The organism is Streptomyces xanthochromogenes, assembly GCF_014650455.1.
Classification (GTDB): domain Bacteria; phylum Actinomycetota; class Actinomycetes; order Streptomycetales; family Streptomycetaceae; genus Streptomyces; species Streptomyces xanthochromogenes.
The window spans coordinates 315,231-328,667 of sequence record NZ_BMUZ01000010.1; the positions used below are offsets into that span (position 1 = coordinate 315,231).

Consider the following 13,437-nt stretch of genomic DNA (forward strand, 5'->3'; position numbering starts at 1 on the left):
GGTGGACCCAGAGGTACTTGGGGCCGGTCAGCCGCACCTGTCGATGCTCAGGGGTACGTGAGGAGCGTCGCGTCCGTCTTCTCCCAGGCGGCCCGGAGCAGGGCCAGCCGGGCCGGGTCGTCCGGCGCGCGGTCCGCCTGCTCGCGCTGGTCGGCCGCGAGATCGAAGAGCTGGTCCTTGCCGCTCCGGCCCCGGTAGTACTTCCAGTCCCCGCGCCGCAGGGCCCGCTCTCCGCGCACCCGCCAGAACAGGTCCCGCTCGCGGGGCTGCTCGCCGCGCAGCAGGTATCCGGCGAGGCTGGTGCCGTCGAGGGGATAGGCGGGGTGGGGGCGGGCCCCGGCGAGCTCCAGGAGGGTCGCGGTCCAGTCAGGCGAGAAGTTCGGGACGTGGCTGACCTGGCCGCCGTCGATCCGGGAGGGCCAGCGCACGATGGTGGGCACGCGGATGCCGCCCTCCTGGAGCGAGGCCTTGTTGCCGCTCAGCGGCCAGTTGTAGGAGAAGCGCTCGCCGCCGTTGTCCGAGGCGAAGAACACCAGGGTGTCGCGTTCGTGCCCGGAGCGCTTGAGCGCGTCGAGCACGGTGCCGACCGAACGGTCGAGGTCCTCCACCATCTCGGTGTACTTCGCGACCGAGCCCCCGTCGTAGTGGAACAGCGCGCCCGGCTCCCCGGCCTTGATGCGGCGTACGACCTCGGCGCTCTCCTCGGTGTCGCCGTCGGCGATCCAGGGCCAGTGCGGGGTGGTGAAGTTGAGGTTGAGCAGCCACGGCCGGTCGTGCTCGCGCCGCACGTACTCGCTCGCCCGCTCGGTCAGGATTCGGGTGTAGTACCGCAGGTCCTTGTACTCGGCGTCGCCCTCGTAGAGGTCGTATTCCCCGCCGAGGCCCAGCTTGGAGTAGTACTCCAGGGCCCCGCCGAAGTTCCCGAAGAACTCGTCCCAGCCGGACTTGGTGGGCGAGTAGTCGGGCAGGTAGCCGCAGTGCCACTTGCCGATCAGCGCGGTCGTGTAGCCGGCGCCGCGCAGCAGCGAGGCGAGCGTGGGGTGGGTCGGGTCGAGGCCCACGCCGCGATCCGCGATGGGCTCGGCGAGACCGCCCTTCGTCCGCCCGGGGAAGCGCCCGGTGTACAGGCTGAACCGGGTGGGGGAGCAGGTCGCGGAGCCGGAGTACGCATCGGTGAACCGCACGCCCTGGCGGGCCAGGCGGTCCAGGTTGGGGGTGCGGATGTGCGGCGCCCCGTAGGACGACAGGTCGGCCCAGCCGAGGTCGTCGCCGAGGATGAACAGGATGTTGGGCCGCGCGGAGTGGCGCCCGGGTGCGGCACGGAACGGCCGCTCCTGCGGGGCGGCGCTTTCGGCGGCTTCGGCGTCGGCGGTGGGCAGCCCGACGGCTGCGGCCGCGGCGGTGGCTCCGACCGCGCCGCCGAAGGCGCGGCGGGACAGTTTCCGGGTGTGCGAGGGCACGGAAGGGCTCCAGAGGAAGAGGTGGGAACGGCCCCTCGGACGTCACGGCCCGGCCCTTGCGGGTGGGGGAGTCAGGGGGGCGGGGTCTGGGGCGTACTTACGCGCAGCGACAGATGGCGCTGGCGACACGGACCAGGTCGACGTGCCGGCGCTCTACGAGCGTGACCGCGAGGTCACTCAGAGGCTGCATGGTGCAGGAGCCTCACGCAGCGCACCGGCACCTGTCAATGAGCGTCCCGAGGGGCGGGACCGGAGCGAACTCCGTCACACACGACCCGGTCGCAATCCGTCACCGCGAGCAGTCGCAAACACCGCGAACACTTCCGGGGCGCCCGGGCCCACCTGCGGTGATGCCCCATCGGGGGCGGCGGAGGTGCGCCGGGGGCGCCCGAGGCGCGAAAGCTACAAAAGTGGGCAGGGCCCCCAGCTGTCGATATCCCCAATTCGGACCAGTGGTCGATCTCGCCTACACTCGGTGGCGTGCCACGTGGTGACGGACGACTCAACCACGACCTGCTCCCCGGTGAGAAGGGCCCCCAGGACGCTTGTGGCGTCTTCGGTGTCTGGGCTCCGGGTGAAGAGGTCGCGAAGCTCACTTACTTCGGGCTCTACGCCCTCCAACATCGGGGCCAGGAATCCGCGGGCATCGCGGTCAGCAACGGCTCCCAGATCCTCGTCTTCAAGGACATGGGACTTGTCTCCCAGGTCTTCGACGAGACCTCTCTCGGTTCCCTCCAAGGTCATATCGCGGTCGGTCACGCCCGCTACTCGACCACCGGTGCCTCCGTGTGGGAGAACGCGCAGCCGACGTTCCGGGCGACCGCCCACGGCTCGATCGCGCTCGGCCACAACGGCAACCTGGTGAACACCGCGCAGCTCGCGGAGATGGTCGCCGAGCTGCCCAAGGAGAACGGCCGGGCCACCCAGCTCGCCGCCACCAACGACACCGACCTGGTCACCGCGCTGCTCGCGGGCCAGACGGACGACGACGGCAAGCCCCTGACCATCGAGGAGTCGGCCGCCAAGGTCCTCCCGCAGGTCCAGGGCGCCTTCTCGCTGGTCTTCATGGACGAGCAGACGCTGTACTGCGCCCGTGACCCGCAGGGCATCCGCCCGCTGGTGCTCGGCCGCCTGGAGCGCGGCTGGGTCGTCGCGTCCGAGAGCGCCGCTCTCGACATCTGCGGCGCCAGCTTCGTCCGCGAGATCGAGCCGGGCGAGCTCGTCGCCATCGACGAGAACGGCCTGCGCACCTCTCGATTCGCAGAAGCGAAGCCCAAGGGGTGTGTCTTCGAGTACGTCTACCTGGCGCGCCCGGACACCGACATCGCGGGCCGCAACGTCTACCTCTCCCGAGTGGAGATGGGGCGGAAACTCGCCAAGGAAGCGCCCGTCGACGCCGACCTGGTGATAGCGACTCCGGAGTCCGGCACCCCCGCCGCCATCGGATACGCGGAAGCCAGCGGCATCCCGTACGGCTCGGGCCTGGTGAAGAACGCCTATGTGGGCCGTACGTTCATCCAGCCCTCGCAGACCATCCGCCAGCTCGGCATCCGGCTCAAGCTGAACCCGCTCAAGGAAGTCATCCGGGGCAAGCGCCTGGTGGTGGTGGACGACTCGATCGTCCGCGGCAACACCCAGCGCGCCCTCGTGAAGATGCTCCGCGAGGCGGGCGCCGCCGAGGTCCACATCCGGATCTCGTCGCCGCCGGTGAAGTGGCCCTGCTTCTTCGGCATCGACTTCGCGACCCGCGCGGAGCTGATCGCCAACGGCATGACCATCGAGGAGATCGGCACGTCCATGGGCGCCGACTCGCTCTCGTACATCACGACCGACGCGATGATCGAAGCGACGACGATCCCCAAGGACAACCTCTGCCGCGCCTGCTTCGACGGCGTGTACCCGATGGAGCTCCCCGACCCCGAGCTGCTCGGCAAGCAGCTCCTGGAGTCCGAGCTGGCTTCCGGCCCCGCCGCGACCGCGGCCGCCGACGCCCTGCGCCGCCCGTAAGACCCTGCAGTACGACACGAAAGTTCTCCAGAGCCATGCCATCTGCTGAACCCAATGAGCGTGCTCCGCACGCGGGCACCGGTGCCAGCTACGCAGCCGCGGGTGTCGACATCGAGGCGGGCGACCGCGCCGTCGAGCTGATGAAGGAGTGGGTGAAGAAGACGAAGCGCCCCGAGGTCCTGGGTGGCCTCGGCGGATTCGCCGGACTCTTCGACGCCTCGGCCCTCAAGCGCTACGAGCGCCCGCTGCTCGCCTCCGCCACGGACGGCGTCGGCACGAAGGTCGACCTCGCCCGCAAGATGGGCGTCTACGACACCATCGGCCACGACCTCGTGGGCATGGTCGTCGACGACCTCGTCGTGTGCGGTGCCGAGCCGCTGTTCATGACCGACTACATCTGCGTCGGCAAGGTCCACCCCGAGCGGGTCGCGGCCATCGTCAAGGGCATCGCCGAGGGCTGTGTCCTCGCGGGCTGCGCCCTGGTCGGCGGCGAGACCGCCGAGCACCCGGGGCTGCTCGGCCCCGACGACTTCGACGTGGCGGGCGCCGGCACCGGCGTCGTCGAGTACGACCAGCTCCTGGGCGCCGACCGCATTCGCGAGGGCGACGCGGTCATCGCCATGGCGTCCTCCGGTCTTCACTCGAACGGGTACTCACTCGTACGGCATGTGGTGTTCGACCGGGCCGGGATGAGCCTGGACCAGCACGTCGAGGAGTTCGGCCGCACGCTCGGCGAGGAGCTCCTGGAGCCCACCAGGATCTACTCGCTCGACTGCCTGGCCCTGACCCGCACCACCGAGGTGCACGGATTCAGCCACATCACCGGCGGCGGTCTTGCCAACAACCTGGCCCGGGTGATCCCGGACCACCTGCACGCCACGGTCGACCGCTCGACCTGGACGCCGGGCGCGGTCTTCGACCTCGTCGGCAGGGCGGGCAACGTGGAGCGCCTGGAACTGGAGAAGACGCTCAACATGGGCGTCGGCATGATGGCGATCGTCCCCGAGGCCTCGGCCGACGTGGCGCTCCAGACCCTCGCGGACCGGGGCGTGGACGCCTGGGTCGCCGGCGAGATCGTGGGGCGTGGCGATCACCGCGACGGCGCCGAGCTCACCGGCGACTACGCGAAGTAGACCGTTACGGGCAGCACAAAACCCGGTCCGGGGCGAAGGCCCCGGACCGGGTCGGTGTGCTCAGAGCAGCGAAAACGTGCTGCGAAAAGCGGGATCAGCGAAGTCAAGCGCCGCGGCGCTGCGACGACGGACCGGACTCTTCGTCCTCGTCATCGTCGTCATTCCCGTACAGATCCGCATAGCGGGCGTACGGGTCGTCGTCCTCGTCGTCCTCCAGTGGCTCCGCGTTCGGCGGTTGGCTCACTGTCGGGTTCGGAGTAGATGCGCCCAGCTCGTTGGCCAGACGCGACAGGTCAGTCCCGCCGCTGCTGTACTTCAGCTGGCGGGCGACCTTCGTCTGCTTGGCCTTTGCCCGGCCGCGCCCCATGGCTCGACCCCCTCGGTGACGGGGCTCGACGGCCCCAGAGTCTTGACACGCGTTCATGATCCGGAACGGTCTCTCCATGGAGAGACCGCGTCCGTAGGGCTTCAACGGTACCTGCTTCCGCGGCCATACGGTACGCCGCCCGCATGACGCGCCACTTGGCAGAACCAACAAAGCGCCCTGTCCTCGCTGGTCAACCGCGATTTTAACCTCTTCTTGGCGCCCGACCCGCCGACCGGCGTGAGTCATGTCTCTCAGCGCGGCCGACGGGCCCCTGCGAGGCTCAGTGTTGACGTGCCTCCGCCATGCGCTGCTCGGCGATCCGGTCGGCCGCGGCGGCCGGCGGAATGCCGTCCTCCTTCGCACGAGCGAATATGGCAAGCGTGGTGTCGAAGATCTTCGCGGCCTTGGTCTTGCAGCGGTCGAAGTCGAAGCCGTGGAGCTCGTCGGCCACCTGGATCACGCCGCCCGCGTTCACGACGTAGTCGGGTGCGTACAGGATCGCGCGGTCCGCGAGGTCCTTCTCCACACCGGGGTGCGCGAGCTGGTTGTTGGCCGCGCCGCACACCACCTTCGCCGTGAGCACCGGCACGCTGGCGTCGTTCAGGGCGCCGCCGAGCGCGCAGGGCGCGTAGATGTCCAGGCCCTCGGTGCGGATCAGCGCCTCGGTGTCGGCGGCGACGGCGACGTCGGGGTGCGACGCGGTGATGGCGCGCACCGACTCCTCGCGCACATCCGTGATCACGACCTCGGCGCCGTCGGCGAGCAGGTGCTCGACGAGGTGCCGGCCGACCTTGCCGACGCCGGCGATGCCGACCTTGCGGCCGCGCAGCGTCGGGTCGCCCCACAGGTGCTGGGCCGAGGCCCGCATGCCCTGGAAGACGCCGAACGCGGTCAGTACGGAGGAGTCTCCGGCGCCGCCGTTCTCGGGGGAGCGGCCGGTGGTCCACTGGCAGGCGCGCGCCACGACGTCCATGTCGGCGACGTACGTGCCGACGTCGCAGGCCGTCACGTAGCGCCCGCCGAGGGACGCCACGAAGCGGCCGTACGCGAGCAGCAGGTCTTCGGACTTGATCGTCTCGGGGTCACCGATGATCACGGCCTTGCCGCCGCCGTGGTCGAGCCCGGCCATGGCGTTCTTGTACGACATCCCGCGCGACAGGTTGAGCGCGTCGGCGACGGCCTCCGCCTCGGTCGCGTACGGGTAGAAGCGCGTACCGCCCAGGGCCGGGCCCAGGGCGGTGGAGTGGATGGCGATGACGGCCTTGAGCCCGGTGGCTCGGTCCTGGCACAGCACGACCTGCTCGTGTCCGCCCTGGTCGGAGCGGAAGAGGGTGTGCAGTACGTCATCGGCTCCGGTCACATCGGTCACGGTGGTGACTCCCAAGTACGAAGCGGCGGTTGACGGTCCGCCCGGGGTGGTGGCGGGCCTGGTTCGGGAGCAGGTTAAGTCCTACGCGCCCGTAGATCGGGCTCAGTGCTCAGGATCACCCCCACCGGGGGTCACCGAGGGACGCCCGTGGGACGATGCGGGGCATGGCGGTGGTGTCCTCGGTGATCGTTCCGTACGCGTCCTACCTGCGGGTGTACGAGCCCCTTGCCGCCTTTCCCGAACCCGAGCGCCAACACTGGGCGCGTTACGCCGAGCGCGGGCGCACTCCAGGTGCCCAGGACGAACTCCGGCGCGCGCTCGCCGACTTGGTGCCGACCCCGCCCGTACCGGTGCCGGTGCACGAGAGCGCCGACGCGTTCGTGGCGGAGGTCGACGGGGTCCTGTGCGTCTGTCCCTGGCGGACCAGGCTGCGCGGCTGGCAGGCCCTGGAGGTGCTCGCCGACCAGTTTCCCGAGCCGGTCCTCGACGCGCTGCTGCCCGCGGTGGTGCGCAGACAGGCCGAGGCGGACTACGAGCGCTGGCGGGAGCGGAACCCGGACGCCCGGCCCTGGATCTTGACCAGTGTTTGGCACGTCCCTGTGAGCTGGTTCACGGTCTTTTCGGACGAAGAGCGGGAGTATGCACCGGGGGAGGGTGCCGAGCCGCCCGTGCTGCGCTACCGCACCCCGATGGTCCAGGCCCGGCGGCGCCTCGCGAGGGCGCTGCGCACGCTGCGGGACCGCATCGAGGAGGGGCCGCTGACCGAGGGCCTGGTGGACGTCGGGCGGTGGCTGGAGGAATTCCATCCGCGCTCGCTGGTCGAGCTGGACTACGGCGGCCTGGTGCACGTCCTCTCCGCGGACCGGCTGAAGGCGGACCGCTCGGCGGCGGACGTGGCCGAGGGCATCGCCGCGCTGCGGGCCGGCGACGACGCCGGCGCGGAGGAGGCGTACGGCCGCTTCACGGAACGCTGGCGGGCCGTCAAGGAACGCCGGATGGCCAACTGAGGCCTTCCGGCCGGATCCGGCAGCCCTCGAACAGCCGTCGCAGGACGTAGGTCCTGATCCGGGCCTTTGCCCCAAGGGTGACGGACCGCACTTATCTCACCCTTGCGTCCAGACCCCACCCTCGTGCCAAAATAGGACAAGGGGTCCGGGGAGGATCCCTTCCGCCCAACTACGGGCGGATTGCTCGGTATTGCTCGCTATGGGGGGTCTGACGACTCCTGATCGCTCTGTGACTGATCGTCACTGTGGCGTGACTGTCCGCTATGGCATGGTCCATCGGCTTCCGTCGCTGATGAACACCTGGGAGGGCAATTCCATCGGTTTGGCCGACGTGGCTGGACGGATGGTGTAGTTGTAGTGCCGAGGACAAGCCGTTCGTCCTATAACCGACTCGGCTCGCGTCCGCCATTTCGGGCAACGCGGGTCAAGGTGCAGAATTTAGAGGAAAGAACCGAGAAGGTTCGGTTCTCCCGAGGAGGCCGCTCATGACCGCTCGCACCCCTGATGCCGAGCCGCTGTTGACCCCGGCTGAGGTTGCCACGATGTTCCGCGTGGACCCGAAGACGGTGACCCGCTGGGCGAAGGCCGGCAAGCTCACGTCCATCCGCACCCTGGGTGGACACCGCCGGTACCGCGAGGCAGAGGTCCGCGCACTGCTGGCGGGTATTCCGCAGCAGCGCAGCGAGGCCTGAACAACACCCCGATAGTCCGGGCGTTTCCGGGGCCCCCACCCCGGCCGAGCCCGCCTATAGCTCCACATGGCGTCCGCCCGCCCCAACGGGCCGCGTCATTGATCGCGCTGGACTCCGCCGGGTCCAGCGCGATTTTTTTATGTCCAGCCTTGTCCGGCACGTCCGGCAACTCCCCCGCGCCACCCGTGGCCGCTTCGGTGGGGTGCCTTCCGCCGACTCCGGGGCATCCCCGTCGAGGGTGGTGCAATTGCACATATTAAATCGGGGCGTTGTATGAGGGGTGTAAGTTCACCCGTTCCGGAAACTCGTTCCGTGACTCCCGTCACACCCTCAAGACACCTTCATCCAGAGCCTCTCACCGCACGGATCGCCGCCGGCCCGCCATAGGTCACCGGTTGGGGGGACTTTCGTCCTCGGGCGGAACGGGCTCGGCGACCTCCATGGCGAGCCGCAGGAGCCGGTGGCAGACGGCGCAGTGCCGGGTGAGGTGGCGATAGCCCAGAGCGGCCGACAGATGGGCGCGCAGCAGCGCCCGCGTCTCGTGCCTCGACGGAGCCGCCATGCGCGCCACCTCCTGGGGGAGCCCCCGTTCCCCTCCCTTGCAGGGGTACCGGCGGCAGGTGCCCCCGTCAAGACGCCGAGAAGGCCCGGATTCCGGGGAGTCCGGGCCGTGTTGGACCCCGGCGGGCGGCGGTGCCGGCTCGCGGCTTGGCCGCGGGGAGCGATCGCCGGGCACAAGCATCAGGGCCCGCAACCGGATCGGTTGCGGGCCCTGACTTACTGCGGTCCTGACGGGATTTGAACCCGCGGCCTCCACCTTGACAGGGTGGCGAGCACTCCAAACTGCTCCACAGGACCTTGTTTCGCAGCCCGTTCGTGCTTGGCTGCGAGTGAGACTCTACAGCAGGTCAGACGGTCAGGTCGAACTCACTCTCAGCGATGCCCGCGCTACGGGGCCGCCGCGTCGATCGCCTTCACGATGCGCTTGTCGGAGACCGGGAACGCGGTGCCGAGCGCGTGCGCGAAGTAGCTCACGCGCAGCTCCTCGATCATCCAGCGGATGTCCAGGACCGGCTGCGGCACCGGCCGCCCCTGCGGCAACTGCTCAAGCAGCCAGGCGTACTCGTCCTGCATCTCGTGCACCTTCTCCATGCGCGTGGTGTCGCGCTGGACGGCCGTCGGCATCTGCTGGAGCCTGCGGTCCACGGCGACCAGGTAGCGCATCAGGTCGGGCAGCCGCTTGGTGCCCGTCAGGGTGACGAAGCCGGGCGGCACGAGGGCCGCCAGCTGGTTGCGCACGTCCGTGACGTTGGCGACCAGGGTCAGGCTGTTCGTGGCCTTCAGGCGGCGCTCACAGGCCTGCCAGGCGGCCAGGATCTGTTGGACCTGGCCCACCGTGCGCACCGTAGCGTCCACCAGGTCCGCGCGGACCTTGTCGTAGAGCTTGCGGAACGATTCCTCGTCCCAGGCGGGACCCCCGTGGTCCGCGATCAGCTTGTCCGCCGCGGCCGTCGCACAGTCGTCGAAGAGCGCCTGGATCGAGCCGTGCGGATTGCGCGACAGGGCGAGCTTCTGCTGGTTGGTGAGCTTGTCGGAGGCGAACTTGGCCGGGTTCACCGGGATGTTGAGCAGGATCAGCTTCCGGGTGCCGCGCCACATCGCCCGGCGCTGCTCGGCCTCGGTGTCGAAGAGGCGTACGGAGACGCTCTCGCCCGCGTCCACGAGGGCGGGGAAGGCCTTCACCGGCTGGCCGGCAAACGGGGCATCCCCTGCTCGAACGGAGTTGAGAGCTTGGGGACGGGTCTCGAAGACCTTCGTCAGGGTGCCGATCGTCCAGTCCGTGAGGCCCGAGCGCTCGATGGACTCGCCCGTGGGGCCCGCGGTCGCCGCGGCGGCCTTGGAGAGGGCCTGGCGGGCCTTGGGGCGCAGCTTGAGCTTGAGCGCCTCCAGGTCCTTGTCCTCGGCCAGCTTGCGGCGCCGCTCGTCGACGATCCGGAAGGTGATCTTGAGGTGGTCCGGCACCCGGCCCAGGTCGAAGTCGTTGGCCGTGACCGGGACGCCCACCATCCGCTGGAGTTCCCGCGCGAGCGTCACCGGCAGGGGCTCCTGCAGCGGCACGGCCCGGTCCAGGAACTTCGAGGCGTAGTTGGGCGCCGGGACGTAGTGCCGGCGGACCGGCTTCGGCAGGGAGCGGATCAGCTCGGTGACGACCTCCTCGCGCAGGCCCGGGATCTGCCAGTCGAAGCCCTCGTCGGTGACCTGGTTCAGGACCTGGAGCGGCACGTGCACGGTCACGCCGTCCGCGTCCGCGCCCGGCTCGAACTGGTAGGTCACCCGGAACTTCAGCGGGCCCTGGCGCCACGAGTCGGGATAGTCGTCCTTGGTGACGGCTCCGGCCTTCTCGTTGATGAGCATCTCGCGCTCGAAATCGAGGAGTTCGGGCTCGTCGCGCTTCTTGTGCTTCCACCAGGAGTCGAAGTGCGCGCCGGACACGACGTGTTCGGGCACCCGCTGGTCGTAGAAGTCGTACAGCGTCTCGTCGTCCACGAGGATGTCGCGGCGCCGGGCGCGGTGCTCCAGCTCCTCGACCTCGGTGAGGAGTTTGCGGTTGTCCGAGAAGAACTTGTGGTGCGTGCGCCAGTCGCCCTCGACCAGTGCGTTGCGGATGAAGAGCTCGCGCGAGGCCTCGGCGTCGATGCGGCCGTAGTTGACCTTGCGGTTGGCGACGATCGGCACGCCGTACAGCGTCACGCGCTCGTACGCCATCACCGCGGCCTGGTCCTTCTCCCAGTGTGGCTCGCTGTAGGTGCGCTTGACCAGGTGCTGGGCGAGCGGCTCGACCCACTCGGGCTCGATCTTCGCGTTCACCCGGGCCCAGAGCCGGGAGGTCTCCACGAGCTCCGCCGACATCACGAGCTTGGGCTGCTTCTTGAACAGCGCCGAGCCCGGGAAGATCGCGAACTTGGCGCTGCGGGCGCCGAGGTACTCGTTCTTGTCGGTGTCCTTGAGCCCGATGTGGGAGAGCAGACCAGCCAACAGCGAGGTGTGGACCGACTGTTCGGGCGCGTCCTCCTCGTTGAGGTGGATGCCCATGGTCTTGGCCACGGTCCGCAGCTGCGAGTAGATGTCCTGCCACTCGCGGATGCGCAGGAAGTTCAGGTACTCCTGCTTGCACATCCGGCGGAAGCTGGAGGAGCCGCGCTCCTTCTGCTGCTCGCGGACGTACCGCCACAGGTTGAGGAAGGCCAGGAAGTCGCTGGTCTCGTCCTTGAAGCGGGCGTGCTGCTGGTCGGCCTGCGTCTGCTTGTCGGAGGGCCGCTCGCGCGGGTCCTGGATGGAGAGCGCGGCCGCGATGACCATGACCTCGCGCACGCAGCCGTTGCGGTCGGCCTCCAGGACCATGCGGGCCAGGCGCGGGTCGACGGGCAGCTGGCTGAGCTTGCGGCCCTGCTGGGTGAGCCGTTTCTTCGGGTCCTTCTCCGTCGGGTCCAACGCCCCCAGTTCCTGGAGCAGTTGGACGCCGTCGCGGATGTTGCGGTGGTCCGGCGGGTCGATGAACGGGAACTTCTCGATGTCGCCGAGGCCGGCCGCGGTCATCTGGAGGATGACGGAGGCCAGGTTGGTGCGGAGGATCTCCGCGTCGGTGAACTCGGGCCGGGTGAGGAAGTCGTCCTCGCTGTAGAGCCGGATGCAGATGCCGTCGGACGTACGGCCGCAGCGGCCCTTGCGCTGGTTGGCGCTGGCCTGCGAGACCGGCTCGATCGGCAGGCGCTGCACCTTGGTGCGATGGCTGTAGCGCGAGATGCGGGCGGTGCCCGGGTCGATGACGTACTTGATGCCGGGGACGGTCAGCGAGGTCTCGGCGACATTGGTCGCTAGGACGATCCGGCGGCCGCTGTGCTGCTGGAAGACCCGGTGCTGCTCGGCGTGCGAGAGGCGCGCGTAGAGGGGGAGCACCTCGGTCGAGCGGAGGTTCTTCTTGATCAGCGCGTCCGCGGTGTCGCGGATCTCGCGCTCGCCGGACAGGAAGACCAGGACGTCGCCGGGTCCCTCCGCCTGGAGCTCGTCCACGGCGTCGCAGATCGCGGTGATCTGGTCGCGGTCCGCGTCCTCGCTGTCCTCTTCGAGGAGCGGCCGGTAGCGCACTTCGACGGGATACGTACGGCCGCTGACCTCGACGATCGGGGCATCCCCGAAGTGCCGCGAGAACCGCTCGGGGTCGATGGTCGCCGAGGTGATGACGACCTTCAGGTCGGGGCGCCTGGGCAGCAGCTGGGCCAGATAGCCGAGCAGGAAGTCGATGTTCAGGGACCGCTCGTGGGCCTCGTCGATGATGATCGTGTCGTAGCCGCGCAGCTCGCGGTCCGTCTGGATCTCGGCGAGCAGGATGCCGTCGGTCATCAGCTTCACGAAGGTCGCGTCCTGGTCCACCTGGTCGGTGAACCTGACCTTCCAGCCGACCGCCTCGCCCAGCGGCGTCTTCAGCTCTTCGGCGATGCGGTCCGCGACCGTGCGGGCCGCGATCCGGCGGGGCTGGGTGTGCCCGATCATGCCGCGCACCCCGCGGCCCAGCTCGATGCAGATCTTGGGGATCTGGGTGGTCTTGCCGGAGCCGGTCTCACCCGCGACGATCACGACCTGGTGGTCGCGTATCGCCTCCAGGATCTCGTCCTTCTTCTGGCTGACCGGAAGCTGCTCGGGGTAGCTGACCTCGGGCATGCGGGCGGACCGCCGGGCGACGCGCTCGGCGGACTTCTGGGCCTCGGCGGCGATCTCGTCGAGCACGGCCTGCCGGGCCTCGGGCTTACGGATGCGGCGGGCGCCTTCGAGACGGCGGCCCAGGCGGTGGGCGTCGCGCAGCGAGGCCCCGTCGAGCAGCGTCTGGAGATCGGCGAAGGAAGTAGACATACCTGATCCAGGATCTCACCCGCCGAGGACGAGTGGCGAACGCATTTCGACGCCGTTCCGGGCCCACCCCGTACCATTTCGGGCATGCCTCGCTCCCGAGCCCCGCGCCACCGCCTCACCGCGGTGCTGTTGCTGGTGCTCGGGGTGCTCGCGGTGGCGCTCTGCGGGCCGGTCACGACGGCCTCGGCGGCACCTACGACGGCGGCCGCGCCCGCCGCGCCCGCCGCGCCCGCGAAGAAGGTGCCGGCGCCCGCCTTCACGGACGGCTCGGCCGTGCCCGGCTGCCAACAGGGCGGCCGGCACCAGGACTCCGACCCCGCCGCGCCGGTCCGGACCCGTACGGCCCACGACCAAGCGCCGGTCCTGGAGGACCGGGTCGCGCATGCCGCCCTCGGCGCGCTGTACGCGGCCCACCGCAACCCGCCGGTCCGCGGGCCCACGCGCAGCGCGCCCACCCCCGTCGAACTCTCGGTGCTCAGGGTCTAGACGGCCGG

The 13,437-nt window shown here is 69.7% G+C and carries 11 protein-coding genes and 1 tRNA gene; 5 read left to right on the forward strand and 7 right to left on the reverse strand.

Annotated features, from left to right (window positions below; translation table 11 throughout):
- Window positions 1-47: 47 nt before the first annotated feature.
- Both IE267_RS26295 and IE267_RS40480 read right to left on the reverse strand, forming a co-directional pair.
- A complete protein-coding gene (locus IE267_RS26295; protein WP_229861424.1) occupies window positions 48-1,460 on the reverse strand; it encodes a sulfatase family protein in 1,413 nt (470 codons plus the stop codon).
- A gap of 97 nt (window positions 1,461-1,557) precedes the next feature.
- Window positions 1,558-1,650: a putative leader peptide gene (locus IE267_RS40480; RefSeq protein ID WP_324901219.1), complete on the reverse strand. Its 93-nt coding sequence runs from the start codon at window positions 1,648-1,650 to the stop codon at window positions 1,558-1,560.
- A gap of 290 nt (window positions 1,651-1,940) precedes the next feature.
- On the opposite strand from IE267_RS40480, the gene purF reads away from it, so the two are divergent.
- Both purF and purM read left to right on the forward strand, forming a co-directional pair.
- Window positions 1,941-3,467, forward strand: a complete 1,527-nt coding sequence (gene purF / locus IE267_RS26300) for an amidophosphoribosyltransferase (protein WP_161255815.1) — start codon at window positions 1,941-1,943, stop codon at window positions 3,465-3,467.
- Window positions 3,468-3,502: 35 nt separating this feature from the next.
- Window positions 3,503-4,600 carry a phosphoribosylformylglycinamidine cyclo-ligase gene (gene purM, locus IE267_RS26305; protein ID WP_167158252.1) on the forward strand — a complete coding sequence of 366 codons (1,098 nt, stop codon included), beginning with the start codon at window positions 3,503-3,505 and terminating at the stop codon, window positions 4,598-4,600.
- 103 nt (window positions 4,601-4,703) lie between these two features.
- On the opposite strand, the gene IE267_RS26310 is transcribed toward purM, so the two are convergent.
- Together IE267_RS26310 and IE267_RS26315 are read right to left on the reverse strand one after the other, a co-directional pair.
- Window positions 4,704-4,967, reverse strand: coding sequence for a DUF3073 domain-containing protein (locus IE267_RS26310; RefSeq protein WP_161255807.1), 264 nt, complete (start codon window positions 4,965-4,967; stop codon window positions 4,704-4,706).
- Window positions 4,968-5,247: 280 nt separating this feature from the next.
- Window positions 5,248-6,336, reverse strand: coding sequence for a Leu/Phe/Val dehydrogenase (locus IE267_RS26315; RefSeq protein WP_189764918.1), 1,089 nt, complete (start codon window positions 6,334-6,336; stop codon window positions 5,248-5,250).
- Between the two features lie 164 nt (window positions 6,337-6,500).
- Here IE267_RS26315 and IE267_RS26320 point away from each other — a divergent pair, with 164 nt between their 5' ends.
- The gene (locus IE267_RS26320; RefSeq protein ID WP_167158250.1) at window positions 6,501-7,343 is read left to right on the forward strand and encodes a DUF8083 family protein; all 843 of its coding nucleotides are present in this window, start codon (window positions 6,501-6,503) and stop codon (window positions 7,341-7,343) included.
- A gap of 485 nt (window positions 7,344-7,828) precedes the next feature.
- Window positions 7,829-8,035 carry a developmental transcriptional regulator BldC gene (bldC, locus tag IE267_RS26325; protein WP_003949541.1) on the forward strand — a complete coding sequence of 69 codons (207 nt, stop codon included), beginning with the start codon at window positions 7,829-7,831 and terminating at the stop codon, window positions 8,033-8,035.
- A gap of 388 nt (window positions 8,036-8,423) precedes the next feature.
- On the opposite strand, the gene IE267_RS26330 is transcribed toward bldC, so the two are convergent.
- The 3 genes from IE267_RS26330 to hrpA form a co-directional block, all read right to left on the reverse strand.
- A complete protein-coding gene (locus IE267_RS26330; protein WP_167158248.1) occupies window positions 8,424-8,597 on the reverse strand; it encodes a DUF6274 family protein in 174 nt (57 codons plus the stop codon).
- Window positions 8,598-8,818: 221 nt separating this feature from the next.
- A tRNA-Asp gene (locus tag IE267_RS26335) sits at window positions 8,819-8,893 on the reverse strand.
- Window positions 8,894-8,983: 90 nt separating this feature from the next.
- On the reverse strand, window positions 8,984-12,943 hold the full coding sequence (hrpA, locus tag IE267_RS26340; RefSeq protein WP_189764919.1) for an ATP-dependent RNA helicase HrpA: 3,960 nt from the start codon (window positions 12,941-12,943) through the stop codon (window positions 8,984-8,986).
- An 84-nt stretch (window positions 12,944-13,027) separates the two neighbouring features.
- Between hrpA and IE267_RS26345 the strand changes: the two genes are divergently transcribed.
- Window positions 13,028-13,429 carry a hypothetical protein gene (locus IE267_RS26345; protein WP_167158244.1) on the forward strand — a complete coding sequence of 134 codons (402 nt, stop codon included), beginning with the start codon at window positions 13,028-13,030 and terminating at the stop codon, window positions 13,427-13,429.
- Window positions 13,430-13,437 lie beyond the last annotated feature (8 nt).

Bases quoted from the DNA above. Each gene is read 5' to 3' on its own strand.
- IE267_RS40480 (WP_324901219.1), bottom strand. From the start codon at position 1,650: ATGCAGCCTCTGAGTGACCTCGCGGTCACGCTCGTAGAGCGCCGGCAC.
- purM (WP_167158252.1), top strand. From the start codon at position 3,503: ATGCCATCTGCTGAACCCAATGAGCGTGCTCCGCACGCGGGCACCGGT.
- IE267_RS26310 (WP_161255807.1), bottom strand. From the start codon at position 4,967: ATGGGGCGCGGCCGGGCAAAGGCCAAGCAGACGAAGGTCGCCCGCCAG.
- IE267_RS26320 (WP_167158250.1), top strand. From the start codon at position 6,501: ATGGCGGTGGTGTCCTCGGTGATCGTTCCGTACGCGTCCTACCTGCGG.
- bldC (WP_003949541.1), top strand. From the start codon at position 7,829: ATGACCGCTCGCACCCCTGATGCCGAGCCGCTGTTGACCCCGGCTGAG.
- IE267_RS26330 (WP_167158248.1), bottom strand. From the start codon at position 8,597: ATGGCGGCTCCGTCGAGGCACGAGACGCGGGCGCTGCTGCGCGCCCAT.
- hrpA (WP_189764919.1), bottom strand. From the start codon at position 12,943: ATGTCTACTTCCTTCGCCGATCTCCAGACGCTGCTCGACGGGGCCTCG.
- IE267_RS26345 (WP_167158244.1), top strand. From the start codon at position 13,028: ATGCCTCGCTCCCGAGCCCCGCGCCACCGCCTCACCGCGGTGCTGTTG.